Below are 20,295 nucleotides of genomic sequence, written 5' to 3'. Positions count from 1 at the left end.
GGATGGGTGCATTTCTTTGCCGGGCTTGCCCGTTTACAGGTTTTCAATGTTGCGTTTCCAAGGGCACAGTTTCTTTTCAAGCAGTCCAAGCGCCTGGGAGGTCAACCATGCGGCGGCGGCAATGAGGAGCATCCCGCCCAGCACCAAGGCAGGTTTGTGGGTATCCATGCCACGCTTGATCAGAAATCCAAGACCTGCACGGGAGTTGGTCAGTTCAGCGGCCAGCACGCAGGTCCATGCAACGCTGAGGGAAATCTGCAGGCCGGCGAACACAGCAGGAAATGAAGCGGGAAGGCACACATGAAAAATTTCGTCCCTGCGCTTGCCGCCGAGGACGCGAATCACATCGTAGAGTTCCGGGTCAACCAGGCGTACGCCGTTGCAGGCGTTCAATAGACAGGGTACAAAGGATCCGATGATGATAATGAACACCTTGGATGTTTCGCCGATGCCGAACCACAGCACGGCAATCGTCACCCAGGCGATGGGCGGCATGGGCTTAAACAGGTCGAAGAGTGGTTTCACAAGGGCGTTCACATATCTGTTCAGCGCCATGAAGAGCCCCAAAGGAACGGCAATGACGGCGGCAATGGAGAAACCAATGAGAATGCGCCGGGTGCTGGCCCAGATGTGCCCCCAAAGCGTGCTGCCCGCGTATTTGACGGTGATGAGTTTAATGATCTGTTTCAGTACATCCAAAGGACGGGCTAGAGAATCGTGGAAGATGCGCTCCTTGGCGACGTAGTCCCAGATCAAAAAGAAGAGAATCAGAGAGACAGCGTTGAGTAAATAGGTGTTGGTCAGCACGCGTTTGAGAGTCCACGCTTCCTTTTGGCGGGAATGATCAACGGTTTCGTTTGCGATACTGTGTGTCGTCACGGTTCACCTCCTGATGCCGGCCAGCAGTTTCTTTTCGATCTCATCGATAATGAAGCCGATGATGGCACCCGAGATGCCGACGCAAATCATGCCCAGCACAATAATGTCTGGACGCGCAACCTTCCCGCCCATTGTAATCAGATAGCCTAGGCCGGAATCGGCGGCAAGCAGTTCGGCGCCGACGAGGTTGGTCCAGCAGTAGGTGAGAGCCAGTTGTAGGGCGCCGAATACCATGGGCAAGGCCGAGGGAATGCACAGTTGGGTGAAAATTTGCCAGTCGCTGGCACCGTAGGTTCGGGCCATCTGGATCAGGGTAGGATTCGTCATGCGTACCCCAACCCAGGAATTGATGACGCATGGAACAATGCCTGCAATCCAGATGATAAACACTTTGCCAGTCAGGCCGATGCCAAACCAAAACACCGTCAGGGGAATCCATGCAATTGGCGGGATGGGGCGGATGAGTTCGAAAATGGGGCGGCACAGACCCTCGACGATCTTAAACCAGCCCATGCACAACCCCAGTGGAATGCCGACCAAAAGTGACAGCGCAAAGCCGGTAAATGCTTCCTGACAGGAAGTCCAGGCGTGTCTCCCGATGGTGGCGCCATCGGGAGAGATATCATGCAGTTTGACAATAAAGGTCTTGATCACAGTCGTGGGCGGCGCAAGAAGCGTGTCAGGCACAATCCCGGTACGCACAGACAGTTCCCACATCACAAAGAAGGTGATCACGCTGAGATAAGGGAGCACCAGAAGAGGGAGGGGCTGCTTGATCTCTACTTTTTTATATGCCATCTTTTTCCTCTTTCGTTGCCATCAGGGAGGGCTGTATGGAAGCGGGACTACCACCAGCGGATGAGGTCCGTCACTGCTTTGCGCAGTTCCACGAACTTTGGATCAACAAGGTCGCGGGGACGTGGCAGGTCGATTGAGATCTCCTTCTTGATGCTGGTTGGCTTAGCGGTTAGCACCAAAATGCGTTCGGCAATGTAGACCGCTTCTTCGATGTTATGCGTAACGAACAGCACCGTACTGCCCAGTGTGCGCCACAGATTCACCAACTCGTCCTCAAGGTAGTAACGCAGTTTGACGTCCAATTGGCCATAGGGCTCATCCATCAGCAGCAGGTCCGGGGCCACGGCGAAGGCACGGGACACGGCGATGCGCTGCATCATACTGGCAGAAACCTGATTGGGGTACAAATCGGCGCAGGAAGAAAGGCCGACCAGATCCATGATCTCACTGGCACGCTTTTCACGCTCCTCCTTGTTGACTCCCTTGATTTCCATACCGTAGGCCACATTTTCTCGAACCGTACGCCAAGGCAGACAGGTAGGCTCTTGAAACACGTAGGAAATATTGTGTTTTTGAGGATTGGCAGCTTCACCGTCAATGAGGATCTCGCCTTTGGTGGCGGGCATCAGCTTAGACAGGCAGTTGAGAAAGGTCGTTTTTCCGCAACCGGTAGGGCCGACGATGGCAAGCAACTCACCTTTTTTGATGACGAAGTTGATGTCCTCCAGCACCGTGAGGTCCCCGAAACGTTTTGTCAGATGTTTGACTTGGATTTTGATGGCCGCGTCTTGAGTGGTCACTGGTGGCTCCTTCGATGCAGCTTCTGCTTGGGTTCGAAGCATCTGCAGCTTCCCGGACAGACACTAAGGTCTTGTCCAGCTTGAGTTGATTTTGTCCTAGTGGTTAAATTGGACGTCCCTGAAAACCCCATCTAACAGTCCATTACAGAATTCTGGGCTCCCCCATGCGGTGCAACGTGTTCGCTTGTGCAATTTTATATCAGGCCCTCCATCTCAAATAGATCATCACGGGGCAATCCGCCTTGCGCCCTCGGGCGGCCAACTGCCAGAATAAGCAGGCGTATTTTGCCGATTCAGGAGGAGCAGCCTGGAACGGGCAGCGGCCCAGCCTTTAGTATGCCGAAGCCAAACAGGGCCCGCAGCAGTATCCCCAGCTTGTACGCCCATGTGACTGCAGCCATCCTGGACTTTGGCGACGCCTGTCTACTTTTCATTAACCCTCTTAAACAAATAGTGTGCCATTTCAAAAAAAATAAAAATAACAATAAATTATTCTACTAAAATTGGCAAAAACAGAGCGTATATTGTCCTAACAAAGATACGATATTGTCTTTTTTTATGCGTACAAAGAAAAAAGTGTCATTTTTTATTGACAATTTCCTTGTAAAAGGAGCCCTGAAGAGGTCTAATCATACCGGCCGCCTCGTTAAGGTGGTTAAACGACCGACCGAGGTGGGAGATGACGGTGAGACAGACCTTTACGCCAGCGTTCAAGAAGGGCGGCATCGTGCAGGTGACGCAGAAAGGTTGCTCCGTGGACAAGACTGTGCAGGCGGTGCACACCAGCAGGAACATTGTCCAACGGTGGATGCAGGAGCTTGAGCAGGAAACAAGTAGTGAGTGTTTGAAAGCCAAGGAGCGCGCATCATAGGTTCGATTGCACAGGGAGGTCAAAGCGCTACGGATGGAGAAAGAAATCCTGAAAAAGGCGAGCGCTTTCTTTGCGAAAGCAATGGAGTGAAGTATGGCCTCATCGGCGAGCAGAGCGGTTCCTATCCGATACCTGTGCTGCGCCGGGTCATGGGCGTCAGCCGCAGCACCTTCTACGAGTGGGAGCATGCGGAGCGCAGATTATCGACCAGCAGGCTTGGTGTCTGTGCCGCCGGATGAAGGCTGTGTTCAAGTTGCCGCGTCAAAGCCCGGGTAGCAGACGAATGGCGAAGAATTTGCGCACAGAGGGCTTTGAAATGGGCTGTTATCGCGTCAGTCCTTTGATGGACAGATTTGCGGCACAGCTTTTTGTGGGGAATCGAGAATGTGGAGCCGCGCTCCATCATCCACATTGTCCGATTCAACTGGGGGTACTGCTGCGGACCTTGTTTGGTTTTGGCACACTCAAGGGGCTGGGCTGATGCTGTAACGGGCTGATTTTTGCCCAAATTGGCAACCTGAACCTGCTCATTTCGAGATTGACTAACTGACACGCGGTGGCACAACCGGCTATTTTTCACAACGCTTGGAAAAGCAAGGATTCTTCAACGGGCCGATGACATGAAACATATTATTAAAAGCTCCCAATAACCGCACAGGATACGAGCGCCTGAATAGGCAACCCCGAAAATGTTTGCCTACCAGACTCCCGTTGAAATTTTTAGCTATACTCTGCGTGATGCGATTGCAATTTGAATGCACTACGCATTATTATACGATTGTGGAAATTTTTCCATCTGATAGAAGGAAATGATCGAAGTCGATTCACGTTAAGTTTTTTAGCCAGTTGTCAATATATTTTGTAATACTTTTGTATTCACAATGTGGCTTTTAAAACTTTCTTAATGGATTGTTATGATGGACAATATAACCATTCAAAATAGCACGAAAAAATAACAGAATAATCCAGTATTCATATAAATATGAGAAAAGTCATGTATGTACAATCATATATTAAACATGAACATCTACAACAGCTACTCGGAAATCCACTTTTCTTGAAGCTACTAGATTCCCTAAAAGTTGGAACATCTCTCACTGATAAAGAAGGAAATATCCTATATTTTTCAAAATCAGGTTATGAACTCTACAATTTGAAAAGTGAAAACAGTGTAGTTGGTCAGAAAATTGACGAGCTATTTCAAACTGGAAAAGAGGGGAGTTTGCTGACGGCTAAGAATAAGAAAATAAATAATATAAATAGTCGATTGTACAATGGAGTGGAAGGTTTATGTCGGCGAGTCCCTATTGTTGACAGTAGTGGAGAAGTCGTCTGCGTACTTTCAGAGGTTATTAGTACCTCGCATTCTCAGTCATATAATCATGAACTTTTGTACAGAATAAATCAGTTGAAAAATCTTTTTCAGCAACAAATAACCGTCAAAAGTGGGCTGTATTCGTTTGATATGATTATCGGCAACTCAGCAATTATGCAAAATCTAAAAAGTAAAGGCTTGCTGTTTGCGCGAAATAGTGCCCCCATTCTCCTGACCGGTGAGAATGGCACTGGCAAGGAACTCTTTGCCCAAGCCATACATAATGCCAGTACACGTGCAAATAATGCCTTTATTCCCGTCAACTGCGCCGCTTTACCCCACGATCTTGCCGAGGCGGAACTTTTTGGTTATGAGGCCGGTGCTTTTACAGGAGCTAAAAAAAGCGGACAAAAGGGGCTTTTTGAATTGGCTGACGAGGGCACTATTTTTCTTGATGAAATCAGCGAATTGCCCCTGCATTTGCAGACGAAACTCCTTCGAGTACTGGAAAGTAAAGAGATACAGAAACTCGGTATGGGAAAAAAAGTATACTCCAATTTTAGGCTGATTGCTGCAACCAATCGCCATATTCCCGATATGGTTCATCAGGGGATCTTTCGGGAAGATCTTTACTTTCGTCTGAATATTCTTGAGTTGCATTTACCACCACTGCGTAAACATAGGGAAGATATTCCTCTACTCATTTCACAATTGACAAAAGATATTTGTCCACCTATGATTGCCCAGAATTTCCATGTATCATCCGAGGTATTTAAAATATTTATGCAGTATAATTGGCCCGGAAATATACGGGAACTGAAAAATGTTCTGACATATTCCTATTGCTGTATGGAGAATATAAATGAAACAGAATTATCTTCTCAGTTTTTACCTGAGAGACTTTTGAAGGGTGTGAATAAATGGAAATCTGCCAGAACTTCTTTGAAAAGCCTGGTTGCTGAATCAGAAAAAGATGGAATTTTGTCTGCTTTGGAAAAAACCGGATATAATAAAAGCAAAGCTGCCAAAAATCTTGGTATTTCAAGAAATACACTATATCTGAAAATGAAAGAATATAACATACCATCTGGATGGTAAATTTAGTGATTATCAGTAGATTTTCACAGATGTCCCGCTAGAGCCTTTCAGCGTTCAAAGTAGTTAAAGGAAAGTTCAGAGTCAAGGCATGAAAACAGCCGGTTCAGAAATACGTGCGGTTGCGGTCAGTGCATATGGTGCGGGCCGTTTCACGGCAACAAATCGCTGACTTCCTGGGCTACCACCTGAACAGCGTGAGCCGGTGGATTCGTGAATTTGAACGGGAGAAGCGGCTCGAGGCGCGCCCGCGCGGGCATCGGGAGGCGGTAACGGTTTTATCTGCCATCCGCCTGGAGGGGATGACAGAGTGTCTTGTTTTTACCGGCCTGCCGCCCTGACTTGAATCCCAGCGGAAAGATGTGGAGCAAGGTGCAGCAGATATTGCGGGGAATCAAGGCCAGAACCAACGAAGACCTGGTTGCGGGAGTCGGGAAGGCCCTGTACCGCGTTTCTGCAAACGATGCCCAGGGCTGGTTCAGATCTTGTGGTCATATACAATCTTAAAGTCGAAATGCTCTAGCCCTCTGGGAAGAGGCATGCACCTTCTAGGGCTGGGATCTCCTGCGGTCTCGACCTCATTGGTTGTTTTGCCAGCGGGCGCAGAGCATATGGGGAATGTGGAGCTGGTCCAGAAGTCGGCCCGCGAAGTGCCGCATCAGCCCTGCAAGCGTGGTCTCGCCGCTGTAAAAGGCCGGCATGAAGGGCATGATGCAGGCCCCGGCCTGGGTCGCTGCCTGCATGTTGTTGATATGGATCAGGGAAAGGGGCGTTTCCCGGGTCACCAGTATGAGCGGTCGCCGTTCCTTCAGGCTTACGTCTGCGGCCCGGTGGATGAGATTGCTGCCATAGCCGCCGGCAATGGCTGCCAGAGAACTCATGGTGCAGGGGCAGATGACCATGCCATTGTGCTGCCAGGAACCGCTGGCCGGGCCTGCGGACAAATCCCCCGGCTCATGGCTTGCGGCTGCCAGGCCGCCCAGCGCTTCGGCGCTCACCTCGCATTCCGCCTCCAGCACCCGGCTGGCTTGGGTGGAGATGATCAGATGGCATTCCAGGTCTGGGACGCTGGCAAAGGCGGCCAACACGGCCTTGGCCAGCGGCATGCCGCTGGCGCCGCATACGCCGAAAACGATTCGGTAAGCCATATTTTTCCCTTTACTCTGTGGCCGGTGGCGCCTCGTCCAGCATGGCATGCGCGCCGGGTGAGAACAGGCGTGGGGCCGCGCCCAGCGAATGGGAAATCTGGGCCGCGCAGTCGGCGACTTCCCGGGCCAGCAGCTCGGACTTTTCCGGGGTGACGCGCACGGTTGGCATGGAACAGCCCACCGTGGCGATCACATTGCCGGTGCAGTCGAAAATCGGGGCCGAAATACTGCGCAGGCCCTGAAAGAGTTCCTCCCGGTCAAAACCCAGACCTTCAACACGCACTATCTCCAGCTCGGCCAGAAATCTGTCCACCGCTTTCTGCTCTATCGCCTGGTTTTCCCGGCGGATCTCCTGCAACAGCCTGAGCAGCTTCAGTTCGTCCAGAAAGGCGCAGTAGGCCTTGCCGGAGGCGGACAGGAAGATGGGAAAGGAGGAGCCGATGATGGAGTCCAGTCGCAGCGTCTGCCAGGGGATCTGCTGATCCACGACCACCATTTCCGTGTTCAGGCCCACGCAGAGATTCACAATCTCGTTCACGGCCTGCATGAGCTTGCGGCAGAGGGGGCGCGCGTGCTCCAGGATGCTGTTGTTTGCGGCAATGCGCTGGCCCAGCCGGTAAAATTCCAGGTTCAGCGCGTACTGGCTCCGGTCGCGGCTGACATAACCCAGTTCCACCATGGTCAGCAGGATGCGTTGCAGCGTGCCCTTGGGCATGCCGGCGCTTGCGGCGAGCCGACCCAGTTCCCACTTGCTTTCCCGGCTCATGATTTCGATAACGGAAAAGGCCTTGGTCAGCACGCCTACAGTGTAATACTTCTTTTCCGGAGCTGTCCGCTCCGATACGGTATTTGCCATAATGCCTGGGAAAGGTATGCCAGGAGGTGATTTGCGGGTTTCAGATGTGCCGGAACAGCCTGCCTGCTGTCACGGGCGGCATGGATCTGCAAAACCCAGAGCATAGCATATCAGACGGGTGATGAAAATGCAGAAGCGCCAGAGGGGAGTGTGTGTTCGGCCTGCATCTTGCGGGACTGGTCTCCCGGCCGGGCTTTTTTGAGCCTTTGAATTTGCCTAATGAGGGCTGCTTGCATATAATCTGAGTCGCGTGTGGGGGTACCATACGCAGGCCGGAAGGCAGGGCTGCGTTTCTGTTGCAGGCCGGGCCTGCCTTGCCGGAGCTGTCATCTAGGCAGGTTGACAGAGACGCCAGTATTTTGGGAAGAACCTGCTTTGCATCCGGAGTTGGACTGTGGCGGAGGATGGATGGAACATGAAGGAAGATATCACTGGCAGCGGGTCTGCAGGTAAACTCGGGGAGAACATGGGGGCGACGCTTGCCGTCGTACAGGCCAGGGTCAGGCTGGAGGTCATCAGGCAGCTCTATGCCGGCATGCGCAAACTGGGCATGGGCAGGAGAGAGCTGGCCGAGAAAATCGGCAGGAGCCGGGAAGAAATCACCCGGCTCCTGACAGGCAATGAGCCCCTGACCCTGGATACTCTGGTAGCTCTGGCCTATGCGGTGCAGCATGGCGTGGCCATCCGCCTGTGGCCGAAGGATCAGGCGGAACAGGCGGATGAGGCGGCCATGGACAGGACGGCCGCTGCTGCCTGCGAGACCACCGTGGCCATGGACACCCTGAAGGCGGCAAACGCTTTGGCCTGCGCGGATCTGGGGGATGAAGACGCGCCGCCGGGGGAGGACGGCGATCAGGATACACCGGTGGTGTTGGCTGCGCTGGAAGAGGCGGCTGGTGCGGACAAAAGTTTCTTTGAGGAAATGTGGGCGGCCGTGCAGCACGAAACCCAAGAGCGCGCCCTGAAAGCGGCCAAAGAACCAGAGCCATGACAGTGGCGCACCTGGAGCTGCTGTCGTCTTGAACCGGGCTGTCGTCCGATTGACTCCGCTGATCTGAACGCCCTCTCCGGCGCCGGGCCGCAGTGGGTACAGAAAACATAGCAAATTCGGGACCATGAGTGGACAAAGTGCCGGCACCATGCTGCAGCCGTACAGGCAGCGGTTGCTCAGGGGCTTCACCATGGAGCTGGATCGCTATTTGGCGGGCCATTCTGTTTTTTCTTTGACAAAGGCCATAAATTCTATTTTAGTCGACGCCATACATCGCCGGCGGCGCCTCAAAACGCCGGTCCGGTACAAGATCCAACCAGGAGGAAGGAATGAACAAAAAAGAACTGGTCGACGCCATGGCTGACGCTGCCGGCATCAGCAAGGCGGATGCCGAAAAGGCATTGAATGGCATGCTGATGGCTGTTTCCAAGGCCCTTGCCAAGGGCGACAAGGTGACGCTGGTTGGCTTCGGCACCTTTGCGACGGTCAAACGCCCTGAACGTACGGCCAAAAATCCGCGGACCGGCGAAAAGATCACCATCCCGGCAAAAACCATTGCCAAATTCAAACCAGGCAGCAAGCTGGCCGACGCAGTCAACTGAGTTCGCTCAGTCAGGCAGATACGGGTAACGGCCGGGCGCACCGGCTGTTGCTTTTGTTTTTGGCGGGCAAGGCGCAGGCGGAAATAATGGTGGACAGGCCTGTCTTGGGGTGTTAAAAGACTGGCCAATGTTCGGCGGGGCAAGGTATGCGCCGCTCAGCTTGGCAAACGTCGGGAAGTGGCTCAGTCTGGTAGAGCACAGCGTTCGGGACGCTGGGGCCGGAGGTTCGAATCCTCTCTTCCCGACCATTCTGGTGGTCATCCAAAACGGTCCTTGAGGATCGTTTTTTTGTCTTTGGCCCTTTCCTTGCCTGTGGGCCTGTTGCCACCGGCCGCATGGCTCACGGTTCCTGCAAGTTACTCTCCTCCTTTTTTCATTGTCCTGTCAGTCCGTCCCATGATGAAGATTGGCCGCAACGATCCCTGTCCCTGCGGTTCGGGAAAAAAGTACAAGCACTGCTGCCTCAACAGGCCGGTTCCCGCCCGCCAGCAGGCCAGAGAGCCTGCCACCATACTGACGCTGCTGCAGGGGGAAATCGCCCGGTTGCAGCAAAAGGCTGCCCGGCATGAGGCGGCATTCTGGGAAGTGGGGGTCTTTCTTTTGTTTAGCACTGCCGAGGGCGACGCCTGGTTTCTGGAAATCACGGAGAGCGATGCGGTACAGGTCGCATGCGGCGGTCAGGCGATTGAGCTGCCCATCGAGGGGCAGGATGCCACCATTGCCATCAACTGGAGCCATACCTTCAAGCTGGCCCAGAGGCAGTTGCAGTTGAGCAGCTACACCTCGGATGAGGTGTTGACTTTGCCTCTGGCGCCCAGTCAGCAGATCAGTGCGGCCATTCGTCGCATCAAAAAGCGCTACGATCAGGCGCTGCTGAATCAGGTGCACATGGCAGGGGAGCAGCCGGCCGGCCCGGCGCCTGCCTCGGGCAAAGCCGGGTAGCGCAGGCATCCCCCGGGCGGGCGCAGGAGCCATCATACATCCTTTTGCCCCACAGGCCTGGCCGGCCTGTCGGCAGGGGCGGCCGCGATGTTTGGCCTTACAGCCCTGCACGCTTCTTGCTGGATCTGCGGCAGGTGCCCCGGCCCCAGGGAAAGGAAAAGCACAGCAGGTCCCGCTGCACGACGGCCCGAAGACCGCCCTTCAGGTGCAGCTCGCGGCCATTGTCGCCCCGGCCCGCCAGGCGGAGCAGGGCCATGATATGCTCGTAGCTGGCACTGCCCTGGGCGTTGCAGAGCAGCCGCTCCAGCAGCCGACGCTGCAGGGCCGGGTGCAGCGCCAGGAGCCCTTGCCGCTTCAGCCGCCAGATCGGGCCGGAAGGGCCCTCGCCGCTTTGCACCAGTTCATCCCACGCGCAGCCTTGCTGCTGCTCCAGCAGGTCCTCGTCCATGGCCAGATTGTCCGCGGTTTTCAACAGGGCCGCCCGGATGCCCGTTTCGTATTTCTGCTCCAGAATCGGCAGCAGATGCAGGCGGATGCGGTTGCGCAGAAAACGGGTGTCACTGTTTGAGGAGTCAAAACAACTGGGCAGGCCTTTTGCTGCCAGATAGGACACCAGGGCCCTTTTGCGAATGCCTAGGAGCGGGCGGATGCGGGCGCCGCTCTGGCGGCGCATCCCGGAGAGGGCCTTGCGGCTGCCGCCGCGCAGGAGCCTCAGCAGTATTTCCTCCACCTGGTCGTCGGCGGTATGGGCCAGAGCCAGCCACTGCGCACCGGTAGCCTGCCGTTCCCGCTCCAGCGCCTGATAGCGGAGATTGCGGGCCGCATGTTCCAGGGAGATTTTTTGCTCGGTCGCCGCTTGCCGCACATCCACCACCAGGCGTTGGCAGGGCAGGGACAGGGCGGTGCAGGCCTGCTGCACCAGGGCCCATTCTGCAGGCGTTTCTTTTGGCCTGAGCCCGTGTTCCACACAGGCGGCATGCAGCTCAAGCGGCAGTTGCGGTTGCAGCTCGGCCAAAAGATGCAGCAGCGCCATGGAATCAGGCCCCCCGGAGACGGCCACCAAAACGCCGTCGCCCCTGTGCACGCCGATATCCCTCAGTTCCCGGCCCAGACCCAGGGCCAGGGGATGCAGGCCGCCGGACCTCACCGCTTCAGGCTCCGGCCTGCAGCCGCTCCAGAAGCCGGGCGTGGATATTGTCAAAGCCGCCGTTTGACAAAATGATGATCTTGTCGCCGCTGCGACTCGTGGCTGCCAGCTCGTCAATGATGCTTTCGGTGTCGGCAAAGGCGCTGGCATCCTGCCCCTGCCTGCGTAGCGTTTCAGCCAGCTTTTGCGAGGAAAACTGCCTGTCCGGAGGCAGATCGTCCAGCGGCAGGGTGGCGCGGATCAGAACCCGGCTGGCATCGGCAAAGGCCTTTGCGTAGGCCTCCTGAAACACGGCACGTCTGCTGGAATTGGTGCGCGGCTCGAAGACCGCGACGAGCCGGCTTTCCGGCCAACTGGCCCTGAGCGCCGCCAGTGTCGCCTGCACGGCGGTCGGGTGGTGGGCAAAGTCGTCCACCACCGTGATGCCCCGCACCACGCCCCGGATCTGCTGTCGTCGCTTCACGCCCTCGAAGCTGGCCATGGCCGGCAGGATGCGCGGGAGGGCAAAGCCCAGCCGCTGCAGGAGCGCAATGACCGCGAGGGCATTCAGGCAGTTGTGCCGGCCGGGCAGGGGCAGTTCGCAGGTGCCGGCAAGGCCGTCCGGGCCGGCAAAGTCGAAGCTCGTCTTCAGGCCTTGGGCCCGCGTCGCCAAAAGCCGCCATTGGCAGGCCCCGTCTTCTCCGTAGCCGATGACCGGACATCTGGCCCTGCCTTCGGCCAGAAGCTCCGCAATGACCGGGGACTCGCTGTGGGCCACCAGGGCGCCATGTTCCGGAATGCGGCCGAAGAATTCGCCGAAGGTCGCCTTGATGCTCGCCAAATCCGGAAAGATGTCGGCGTGGTCAAACTCCACCGAGGTACAGATGGCGAATTCCGGCAGGTAGTGGTGGAATTTCGAGACCTTGTTGAAAAAGGCGGTGTCGTATTCGTCGCCTTCCACCACAAAATAGCGGCCTTGGCGCAGGTTGTAGTTGCGGCCAAAGGCTTCGACCAGGCCGCCGATCATGAAGCCCGGCGTTTCGCCCATGCGGTGCAGGGTGGTGGCCAAAAGGGAGGCGGTCGTGGTTTTGCCGTGCGTGCCGCAGACCACGAGCGGCGTTTTGTCACGCAGGAAAAAGTGGGCCAGCGCCTGGGGCATGGAGAGATAGGGCAGGGCCAGACGCCCAAGCTCTACGGCTTCCGGGTATACGGCCCGCACCACATTGCCCACAATCACCAGATCCGGCTGTGGGTGCAGGTGCTCGGCCAGAAAGCCCTTCTGCACCGGAATGTCCAGGCTGGCCAGAAAATCCGACATGGGCGGATAGACATTCTGATCCGAGCCCGTGACGTGGAAGCCTTGGGCCTTGAGCATCCCGGCCAGGGCGGCCATGGCCGTGCCGCAGATGCCGATCAGGTGAATATGACGGATATGTTCCGGAGCCATGTTGCGGCCCGGCTCCAGTTGCGCCTTCATTTGCCCACCGTGCGTTCGATGGCGGCATAAACGGCGGCAAAGGTCTCTTCAAAGCCCGAGGGGGAGAGTTTCCCTACCTCGATGAATTTGACTACAATTTCCTTGGTCATTTTGGCGATGGTCTCGGGCTGTACGCTTTCGGCTTGGGGACTGGCATCGTGCGCGGCCGCCATACTGTTCTCCTTGCAATGAAAACCCCCTGTCCCGGGAAGAAGGCCAATTCTTGTCCGTTGGGAGCAGGGGGACCCTTACCGCGGAAAAAACCTCGTCAGCCCTCTCCGGGAAAGATTTTTTGGGGCGCAGCCAGGAATTCAGCCGGGGTCAAGGCTCTTGTTCTCCGGCGCCCGTTTCGGCCTAATTTTTCAGCAGCCTGTCGTAGTCCATGATGCTGGCGAAAAGCTCCAGATCCTCGCGCTGCACGTGCCGGCCCTTGATGGTGACCACGAAGCGCGAGTCCACGACCACATAGATGTCGCCTTTCTGATCATCGCCATCATACTTGACGATGGCCCTGTTGCCCTTGACCTTTTCCAGCTTGCCGCCGCCGGCGCTGGCGAATACGGAATTGCTGGTCATCATCAAAACCGAGCGCATCATGGGCGAATCGGCGATCACCTCCAGATGCACGGTGGCCTCGCCCTTGCTGTAGGTGCGGCTGATGGTGATGCCGCCGCCCAGCACCTCCGCGCCCACGGCCTGAGACTTGGTCTTTTCGGTTTCCCAGCCCGGCGGGGCTTCGGGCAGGAGCGCGCGCATCTGCTCGCTTTTCTTCTGCAGAACCAACTGTGAGGCGTAGTTGAGGTTGGAAGCGGCAGAGGTGTAGTCGCCCTTTTCGTACTGCTGGAGGGCCTCCTTGATGGTGCTGATGACATTGTCCTGGTCTGCGGCCTCTGCACACTGGCCTGCCGGCGGCAGGCAGAACAGCAGGGCGGCGCACAGACAGGCGAAGCGCGGTTTCAGCATATGGGGCAGTGGGGTGAGCATGGCTTTATGTGGGTGATTTCAGGGCAGGGCATTGACAGCATGCAGGGATGCGGGTTATGCAAACAGGCTTGTGCTGTTTGCGTGACGTTGTCACTCTATACCCAATGTTTTGGCCCGGCAACTGGATTGTGTTGTCAAGTGGCGCGGGCGACTGCCTCCCTGTTTGTATTTTACCGGATTTGCCGATGAACAGACAACAATGCCTGCCGGTGCTGCTGGCGCTTTTCGCCTTGTGTCTGCCTGCTGGCGGTGTCCTGGGGCAGAACTCCGAACAGCGTGCGGCTGCCGGTGCCGGGATGCAGCCTGCGGAAACCGTGCGTATCGACGGGATCACATATCCGGTGCCCGCACCCTGGGCCGGCCATCGGGTGCGGGTTCCGGCGGAAACGCTGCGGTGTCTCGTGCTCATGCCCAGGGAACTGACCCTGGGCGGCATGGAGATTTCGCTTCGGGAAGAGGCCCTCCTGTCTTTTGTGCGCATGGCGGAGGCAGCCCGGGCAGAGGGTATCGTGCTGCAGGCCGATTCGGCTTACCGGAGCGCGGTGTATCAGGAGGCAATCTACCGCCGTAATCTGCAGAAGGGCCTGAGCTTTCAGAGCATCGCCCGGCACACGGCGCCGCCCGGATATTCCCGCCACGCGCTGGGGCTGGCGGTGGATCTGCATCCCAGCTCCGCAGCCTTCGGCAGGACGCCGGCCTATGCCTGGCTCAGGCGGCATGCCCGGGAATACGGTTTTGTTGAAACCTATGGCAAGGCTAACAGTTTTGGCATTGTCTGGGAGCCCTGGCATTGGGAATATCAGATGCCGGAAGAGGGCAGGGCGACTGCGGGGGAGCAGGGCCGCGGCAGGCGGGCGGAGGGCCCGGCGCAGGCGACAGCAAAGATGCCCGGGACCACTGGGCCGGGGAGCAAAGAAACAACGCAAAAAAAGGACCGGAATTGAACTCCGGCCCGTTTTTCCGGCAGGGATCGGCTGTAAGGCCGATATCGGGGTCTTAACCGCTTAACGCCTGAATCAGAGCGTGTAGTCACGAAATCGGAGGCATAAAAACAAAGGGGCCTGACATGAAGGGCAGCAGGAAACGAAGCCCTATGCTTCGCGTATCCGGGCCCATTCCGCTTGACATTGCCCGGACAGGCAAGTAGAAAGAACGGCCAGTGTTACCATGAGCTGTTTCGTATGCATTTATCCAGGAAGATCCAAGGAGTTTGCCATGTCCCGCCTGTTGCCCCCCGCCATTGCCGCTTTTTGCATACTGGCAAGTCCTGCTTACGCCCATTTCGGCTTGCTCATCCCCGACCGGGAAATCGTGTCTGACCCCAAAAAGGCCGATATTCACCTGACCTTGGCCTTTTCCCACCCCATGGAGGGCAACGGCATGGAAATGGCCCGGCCCGCTGCCTTTTTTGCGGTGGCAGATGGCCGGAAAACCGACCTTGCACCCCTGCTCAAGCCTACCAAGGTGTATGAGCATTCGGCCTGGCAGGCGGATTTCAGGCCCACTCAGCCCGGCCTCTATCAGTTCGCTGTGGAACCTCAGCCCTATTGGGAACCTTCGGAGGACTGTTTCATCGTACATTACACCAAGACCTATGTCAGTGTCTTTGGCGGCGAAGACGGCTGGGACGAGCCACTGGGCCTGAAAACGGAAATCGTTCCCCTGACCCGGCCCTTTGGCAACTACCGCGGCAACCTATTCCAGGGACAGGTTCTCTTGGACGGCAAGCCGACAGCCGGTGTGGATGTGGAAATTGAATTCTACAACCAGGACAAGAAGTACAAGGAGCCGGCAGAAGCCTTCGTCACACAGGTGGTCAAGACGGATGCAAACGGGGTATTCAGCTACGCCGTTCCCTTTGCCGGCTGGTGGGGTTTTGCCGCGCTGAATACCGCCCCGGAAAAGATGCCCTACAAGGGCGAGCCCAAGGATGTGGAGCTGGGCGCGGTACTTTGGGCGCATTTTGTTGAGCCGGTGCGGAGCGGGAAATAAGCGATGCACATTGCCGAAGGGGTGCTCTCCGCCCCTATCCTGATAAGCGGTGGCATGCTGGCCGTGGGCGGTTGCGCGCTCGGCCTGAAGAAGCTGGACGAAAGCCGCCTTATGCCTGCGGCCCTGCTTTCAGCCGCGTTTTTTACCGGCTCGCTGCTGCATGTACCGATAGGCCCGGCGACCAGTGCACATCTGCTTTTGAACGGCCTGACCGGGGTGCTGATGGGTTGGGTGGCCTTTCCCGTCATTGCGGTGGCCCTTCTGTTACAGGCGCTGCTCTTCCAATTCGGCGGCATCACGGTCTTGGGTGTCAACACCTGGAACATGGCAATGCCTGCGGTCATCGTGGGCATTGCGGCGCGGCCCTGGCTGAAGCGCGCAGGCTGTCTGCGGCTCACGGCAGCCTTTCTGGGCGGGGCGCTGGGCGTTTTGGGCGCGGCCCTGCTCACGGCCTTGAGTCTGGCCTTTACCGACGAGGGTTTTGCCACTGCGGCCAAACTGTTGTTCATCGCCCATCTGCCGATTGCCGTGGTGGAGGGCCTGGTCACGGTTTCGGTGGTCTCTTTTCTCGCGAAAGTCCGGCCCGAGATGCTCGCCGCCAGACCAGGAAGTTGATCATGCGTCGTTTTCTTGCCTGCTGCCTCATGCTGGCAGGGCTGCTGGCCAGCACCCCCTCCGCCTTGGCCCACCGCGTGCATCTTTTCGCCTATGTGAGTTCCGGTCAAATCGTGGCGGACTGCCGCTTCAGCAGGGCCCGGCCCGCAAAGCACGCGGAAGTTGTTGTGTACGATGCGGCCAGCGGCAGGGAGCTTTTGCGGGGCAAAAGCGACGAAATGGGCATGGCCCGCCTTGCCATCCCGCCCGAACTGCTGCAGAATCCTGCAGCCCTGCGGCTCGTTGTGCATGCCGGTGAAGGGCACCAGGCCGAATGGCGACTCGGGGCCGAGGCCCTCAGAGGGCAGCAGGCCGTCCCGCCGCTTGCATCGACAGCAGGCGATGAGCCGCCGGCCGCATTCAGCCGGTCTGCCCCTGCGCAGGAAAACACACAACCCAGCGTCAGCACGGCGGAACTGGAGCGTGCCATCGACCGGGTACTGGAGAATAAACTCGCCCCGATTCAGTCTCTACTCGCAGCCCAGCAGGCTGAGAACCATGCAAGAGGGCCCGGTTTCGTGGAAATTGTGGGCGGCATCGGCTGGATTTTCGGGCTGTTCGGCGTTTTTGCCTACTTGAAAAGCCGGAAAAGCCAATAAAAATTCTCTCCCACGCAAGCCCCGGGGAAAGCGTCATCCAACTTGCTGTATCACCCCGTTTTTGAGACAGAGAGAACATGCAATTTTCCGAACCCTTTGCCAACGGGCACACCTGGATACATGCGCTGGATGCACGGCTTCGCGTCCTGGTGGCGGTGGCCTTTTCCTGCACGCTGGCTGTGGCGGCAAGAGTGCCGCAGGCTGCCAGCGGGCTTGCCGCGGCTGTACTGCTCCTCGCTGCCAGTCGCCCGCCCATTCGGGCTCTGCTGCACCGGCTCTTCGTGGTCAACATCTTTCTTGTTTTCCTCTGGCTGACCGTACCCTTCAGCATGCCAGGCACGCTGGTCTGGCAATATGGCCTGCTCACCGCAAGCCGGGAGGGGCTTGTGCTCATGGCATTACTCACGCTCAAAGCCAATGCCATCACCTGTATGGCCCTTGCCTGCATCGCCACCATGCGGATCCCCTGCTTTGGCCACACGCTCTGCGCCCTGCACGTGCCCGAAAAATTCGTGTTTCTCCTGCTCTTCACCTATCGCGGGATTTTCCTGTTGGCCGATGAATGGCGGCTTCTGCATATTGCACTGAAAATACGTTGTTTTGTTCCCAGGGCGAGTCTCCACAGCTACTGCACCCTGGGCAATCTTCTGGGACTCACACTCGTGAAAAGCGTGGACCGGGCAGGGCGCATCCAGCAGGCCATGCTGCTGCGCGGTTTTACCGGCCGCTTTATATCCCTTGCCGAATTTTGCTGGACTGGCCGCGACACCGCCTTTCTGGCGTTTATGGGCCTGCTCTTCGCCCTGTACTTTTTCTTCCTGTGACATGGCTCTTTTCTCGCTCAACCGGCTTTCCTTTACATATCCCCAGGCCAAACCTGTATTCGCCGAGGCTGTCTTTTCCTTTCAGGAAGGCGAGCGCCTGGGCTTTTACGGCCCGAACGGCAGCGGCAAAAGCACCTTTTTTCTTTTGATAGCCGGGCTGCTGAAGCCAGTTGCCGGGCAAATCTGCTTTCGCGACAGGCCACTCACCAGGGAACATGAGTTCCGGGCACTCCGCAAAGAAGTGGGCCTGGTACTGCAGAACGCGGAAGACCAGCTTTTTCATGCAAGTGTTCTGGAAGACGTGGCCTTTGGTCCGCTGAATCTCGGTATGAAGCCCAAGGCGGCACAGGCAAGGGCCGAGGAAACCCTTGAGGCCCTTGGGCTCTCACATCTGGCCGGGCGGCTCACCCACCAGCTTTCCGGCGGAGAAAAACGGCTGGTCGCGCTGGCAGCCACGCTGGCCATGCAGCCCAGGGCACTGCTCCTGGACGAACCCACCAATGATCTGGACCCAACGTATCAAAAAAAGCTCATCCAGATTCTGCAAAAGCTGCCCGTTGGCTGGATTATCATTTCCCACGACTTTAATTTTCTGCAAAAGACCTGCACAGCATTCATGACCATAGCGAGGCAACAGCTTGTCCGCTGCAATTACTCACAGATGCATCAGCATTTCCACAGCCACCCACTGGGTGACACGCCGCACCACCATAACGAATAGATTCTTTTAGGGATTGAGCGGAAAGGGGCGATTTTCCCTGGACAGTGTAATCACGAGATTGGAGCCATGAAACAAGGTGCCTGATATGAACGGCTGCAGGAAACGGAGCCGTATGCTTCGCATATCGGGAGACTATTCTACACCACCGCTTCAGGTGCAAAAAGGCGTTTGCTGTCAGGCGCCTGGCCTGAGAAAGCTCCTTGTCATCACCACGCCGCTTTTTGCGCTCGCATTTGGGCACAATGAGCGGCGACATCTCCTGTCCTGCCGCCTGTTCAGGAATTGCACCGATATGTTTCAAGGTATCTGTACGCTCACAAGCGAGGCACCAGTTCAATCATACTTTGTGAGGGATGCCATGTCGCTCTTTGTGCCTTCAGGTTTGTACGCTCTTTTTTCTTCTCCATCTTTTTGCCGGCATGGCCGGGGCACAGCGCCCGCCCTGCATCTGCCGGTGCTCAGGCCGCCTGCGCGGGGAGTTCTGAGTCTGGTCTTTCCCTGGCTACTGCTGACGCTGTGTTGCGCTCTGGCTCTGCCGGTCATGGTGCAGGCCGGGGAAAAGCAGGCCAAAGCTACCCAGCGTGCGGTGCACAAGCTGAAAAATGATAGGGGCTGGACTGTGTGCCGCGACATGGTGAAGAATCTGGATTTGCTGCAGCAGAGCGATGCCTCGTTCAGTTGCGAGCTGAAATTTCACCCGAGCATGACCCAGTTCAGCGAGCCGGACTGGGAAGAGCTGAAGATTGAGGATCATTGGGAGCTGGTCTACAACATTGAGCGAGAGATACTTTCTGACAACATAGCCCGTTCAAGGTTGCCTTTTGAAGAATGGATTGTTCGCTATAAGCAGGACTGGCAAAGCGGCTGCTATGAAGCCATGGGAATTGGCGTCGCAGAGTCCGAGAAAGGGAAATGTTTTGCCTTTGTTCCCCGTCTGCGCAAAACGCAGGTTCGTTTTTCCCAGAATGGCCCGATGGAGACAGTCTTGGCTTATACCCTGTATACCGACTATGAAAAAAGGTGTTTGGATGTTAGAAAATGCATTTACCTTTTTGGTAATGATATCGTTCTTTACTCCAGAGAGGAACATAAAAAAGTTGGGCATTGCATAAAAACTGCAAGTGAAAAACATAAGGGAATTTGGAGTGATTATCTTGCTGGTGGTGAGCATATGGTCGTGTATCATTCTGAAGAAAAAGATTGGTTTGAAAAAATTGAACCGATATTGTCCATGTTCATACCGAACAAACTTCAGATTTTGGGTGTAGGCTCAGAGCATCCACTCAGCTTGTTGCTGCATAATAATCGGGCTTATCTTGCAGAGGGGGTAAAAGCTGGATTAGGAAGTTCAATTTACAGGATAAGCAAAAATGATTTTGGTAACTATGCCTCGCAATCTATATGTGAGATTTTCAGACCCCTGCAAAAGGACATCAAGATAATAAAGGAGGAAAAACATGAATAATATCATGCCAAAAATCCTGAGTTATACTATTCGGTAATTCAAGTCAAACACCGTATTTTGATACCCACACTCCACCAATCATTACTATTGGCATAGGATTTAATCTTGAAGTCGAATCCATTCGAAATTTTACTCGCAAAGCGCATTGCTGCGATC

Annotated in this window: 24 protein-coding genes and 1 tRNA gene; 16 read left to right on the top strand and 9 right to left on the bottom strand. The window is 56.1% G+C overall.

Annotated elements, in window-relative coordinates; genetic code table 11:
* Nucleotides 1-33: 33 nt before the first annotated feature.
* Genes CAY53_RS10580 through CAY53_RS10570 form a run of 3 tightly spaced genes read right to left on the bottom strand, consistent with a single transcriptional unit; the run spans nucleotide 34 to nucleotide 2,519 of the window.
* Nucleotides 34-879, bottom strand: coding sequence for an ABC transporter permease (locus CAY53_RS10580; RefSeq protein WP_104937077.1), 846 nt, complete (start codon nucleotides 877-879; stop codon nucleotides 34-36).
* Between the two features lie 3 nt (nucleotides 880-882).
* A complete protein-coding gene (locus CAY53_RS10575) occupies nucleotides 883-1,677 on the bottom strand; it encodes an ABC transporter permease (RefSeq protein ID WP_017866061.1) in 795 nt (264 codons plus the stop codon).
* Between the two features lie 47 nt (nucleotides 1,678-1,724).
* Nucleotides 1,725-2,519 (bottom strand): ABC transporter ATP-binding protein, encoded by a 795-nt coding sequence (locus tag CAY53_RS10570; RefSeq protein WP_104937076.1) that lies wholly within the window; start codon nucleotides 2,517-2,519, stop codon nucleotides 1,725-1,727.
* A gap of 643 nt (nucleotides 2,520-3,162) precedes the next feature.
* Here CAY53_RS10570 and CAY53_RS10565 point away from each other — a divergent pair.
* The 5 genes from CAY53_RS10565 (at nucleotide 3,163) to CAY53_RS10555 (ending at nucleotide 6,099) form a co-directional block, all read left to right on the top strand.
* On the top strand, nucleotides 3,163-3,348 hold the full coding sequence (locus tag CAY53_RS10565; RefSeq protein ID WP_104937075.1) for a hypothetical protein: 186 nt from the start codon (nucleotides 3,163-3,165) through the stop codon (nucleotides 3,346-3,348).
* An 86-nt stretch (nucleotides 3,349-3,434) separates the two neighbouring features.
* The gene (locus CAY53_RS13035) at nucleotides 3,435-3,587 is read left to right on the top strand and encodes a hypothetical protein (RefSeq protein ID WP_181040284.1); all 153 of its coding nucleotides are present in this window, start codon (nucleotides 3,435-3,437) and stop codon (nucleotides 3,585-3,587) included.
* A 44-nt stretch (nucleotides 3,588-3,631) separates the two neighbouring features.
* On the top strand, nucleotides 3,632-3,829 hold the full coding sequence (locus CAY53_RS13030) for a hypothetical protein (protein ID WP_181040283.1): 198 nt from the start codon (nucleotides 3,632-3,634) through the stop codon (nucleotides 3,827-3,829).
* Nucleotides 3,830-4,342: 513 nt separating this feature from the next.
* Nucleotides 4,343-5,761 (top strand): sigma-54 interaction domain-containing protein, encoded by a 1,419-nt coding sequence (locus tag CAY53_RS10560; RefSeq protein ID WP_104937074.1) that lies wholly within the window; start codon nucleotides 4,343-4,345, stop codon nucleotides 5,759-5,761.
* 113 nt (nucleotides 5,762-5,874) lie between these two features.
* Nucleotides 5,875-6,099 carry a helix-turn-helix domain-containing protein gene (locus tag CAY53_RS10555; protein WP_281261026.1) on the top strand — a complete coding sequence of 75 codons (225 nt, stop codon included), beginning with the start codon at nucleotides 5,875-5,877 and terminating at the stop codon, nucleotides 6,097-6,099.
* A gap of 237 nt (nucleotides 6,100-6,336) precedes the next feature.
* Here the strand turns inward: CAY53_RS10555 and CAY53_RS10550 are convergent, their stop codons facing one another.
* Entirely contained in the window at nucleotides 6,337-6,906 is a 570-nt protein-coding gene (locus CAY53_RS10550; RefSeq protein WP_104937072.1) for a UbiX family flavin prenyltransferase, read from the bottom strand.
* A gap of 10 nt (nucleotides 6,907-6,916) precedes the next feature.
* On the bottom strand, nucleotides 6,917-7,762 hold the full coding sequence (locus tag CAY53_RS10545) for an IclR family transcriptional regulator (protein ID WP_104937071.1): 846 nt from the start codon (nucleotides 7,760-7,762) through the stop codon (nucleotides 6,917-6,919).
* 415 nt (nucleotides 7,763-8,177) lie between these two features.
* On the opposite strand from CAY53_RS10545, the gene CAY53_RS10540 reads away from it, so the two are divergent.
* The 4 genes from CAY53_RS10540 to CAY53_RS10525 all read left to right on the top strand — a co-directional run bounded on the left by CAY53_RS10540 (nucleotide 8,178) and on the right by CAY53_RS10525 (nucleotide 10,297).
* Complete coding sequence (locus CAY53_RS10540; RefSeq protein WP_245874811.1) at nucleotides 8,178-8,753, top strand: helix-turn-helix transcriptional regulator; 576 nt, start codon at nucleotides 8,178-8,180, stop codon at nucleotides 8,751-8,753.
* A 272-nt stretch (nucleotides 8,754-9,025) separates the two neighbouring features.
* On the top strand, nucleotides 9,026-9,355 hold the full coding sequence (locus CAY53_RS10535) for an HU family DNA-binding protein (protein WP_281261054.1): 330 nt from the start codon (nucleotides 9,026-9,028) through the stop codon (nucleotides 9,353-9,355).
* Nucleotides 9,356-9,526: 171 nt separating this feature from the next.
* A tRNA-Pro gene (locus tag CAY53_RS10530) sits at nucleotides 9,527-9,603 on the top strand.
* 148 nt (nucleotides 9,604-9,751) lie between these two features.
* Nucleotides 9,752-10,297 carry an SEC-C metal-binding domain-containing protein gene (locus CAY53_RS10525; RefSeq protein ID WP_104937068.1) on the top strand — a complete coding sequence of 182 codons (546 nt, stop codon included), beginning with the start codon at nucleotides 9,752-9,754 and terminating at the stop codon, nucleotides 10,295-10,297.
* A gap of 97 nt (nucleotides 10,298-10,394) precedes the next feature.
* Here the strand turns inward: CAY53_RS10525 and tilS are convergent, their stop codons facing one another.
* From tilS to CAY53_RS10510, 4 genes are all read right to left on the bottom strand, one after another.
* Nucleotides 10,395-11,444, bottom strand: a complete 1,050-nt coding sequence (gene tilS, locus CAY53_RS10520) for a tRNA lysidine(34) synthetase TilS (RefSeq protein WP_104937067.1) — start codon at nucleotides 11,442-11,444, stop codon at nucleotides 10,395-10,397.
* Between the two features lie 4 nt (nucleotides 11,445-11,448).
* Nucleotides 11,449-12,900, bottom strand: a complete 1,452-nt coding sequence (locus CAY53_RS10515) for a UDP-N-acetylmuramate--L-alanine ligase (protein WP_104937066.1) — start codon at nucleotides 12,898-12,900, stop codon at nucleotides 11,449-11,451.
* Complete coding sequence (locus CAY53_RS13025) at nucleotides 12,897-13,073, bottom strand: hypothetical protein (protein ID WP_017866345.1); 177 nt, start codon at nucleotides 13,071-13,073, stop codon at nucleotides 12,897-12,899. The genes CAY53_RS10515 and CAY53_RS13025 overlap by 4 nt, the downstream gene beginning before the upstream one ends.
* 181 nt (nucleotides 13,074-13,254) lie before the next feature.
* Complete coding sequence (locus CAY53_RS10510) at nucleotides 13,255-13,884, bottom strand: hypothetical protein (RefSeq protein WP_104937065.1); 630 nt, start codon at nucleotides 13,882-13,884, stop codon at nucleotides 13,255-13,257.
* Between the two features lie 185 nt (nucleotides 13,885-14,069).
* On the opposite strand from CAY53_RS10510, the gene CAY53_RS10505 reads away from it, so the two are divergent.
* The 7 genes from CAY53_RS10505 (at nucleotide 14,070) to CAY53_RS10475 (ending at nucleotide 20,139) form a co-directional block, all read left to right on the top strand.
* Nucleotides 14,070-14,828: a M15 family metallopeptidase gene (locus CAY53_RS10505; protein WP_181040282.1), complete on the top strand. Its 759-nt coding sequence runs from the start codon at nucleotides 14,070-14,072 to the stop codon at nucleotides 14,826-14,828.
* Between the two features lie 271 nt (nucleotides 14,829-15,099).
* Complete coding sequence (locus tag CAY53_RS10500) at nucleotides 15,100-15,876, top strand: DUF4198 domain-containing protein (RefSeq protein WP_104937063.1); 777 nt, start codon at nucleotides 15,100-15,102, stop codon at nucleotides 15,874-15,876.
* Between the two features lie 3 nt (nucleotides 15,877-15,879).
* A complete protein-coding gene (cbiM, locus tag CAY53_RS10495; RefSeq protein ID WP_104937062.1) occupies nucleotides 15,880-16,491 on the top strand; it encodes a cobalt transporter CbiM in 612 nt (203 codons plus the stop codon).
* A gap of 2 nt (nucleotides 16,492-16,493) precedes the next feature.
* Complete coding sequence (locus CAY53_RS10490) at nucleotides 16,494-17,129, top strand: NikL family nickel/cobalt ECF transporter subunit (RefSeq protein WP_104937061.1); 636 nt, start codon at nucleotides 16,494-16,496, stop codon at nucleotides 17,127-17,129.
* A 77-nt stretch (nucleotides 17,130-17,206) separates the two neighbouring features.
* Entirely contained in the window at nucleotides 17,207-17,953 is a 747-nt protein-coding gene (gene cbiQ / locus CAY53_RS10485; RefSeq protein WP_104937060.1) for a cobalt ECF transporter T component CbiQ, read from the top strand.
* Nucleotide 17,954: 1 nt separating this feature from the next.
* The gene (locus CAY53_RS10480; RefSeq protein WP_104937059.1) at nucleotides 17,955-18,674 is read left to right on the top strand and encodes an energy-coupling factor ABC transporter ATP-binding protein; all 720 of its coding nucleotides are present in this window, start codon (nucleotides 17,955-17,957) and stop codon (nucleotides 18,672-18,674) included.
* 112 nt (nucleotides 18,675-18,786) lie between these two features.
* Complete coding sequence (locus tag CAY53_RS10475) at nucleotides 18,787-20,139, top strand: hypothetical protein (RefSeq protein ID WP_146106505.1); 1,353 nt, start codon at nucleotides 18,787-18,789, stop codon at nucleotides 20,137-20,139.
* Nucleotides 20,140-20,295 lie beyond the last annotated feature (156 nt).

The organism is Desulfobulbus oralis, assembly GCF_002952055.1.
GTDB classification, from domain to species: Bacteria; Desulfobacterota; Desulfobulbia; order Desulfobulbales; family Desulfobulbaceae; genus Desulfobulbus; species Desulfobulbus oralis.
The sequence above is the reverse complement of the archived record's forward strand: the minus strand, read 5'-3'. Positions and strand labels throughout refer to the sequence as shown.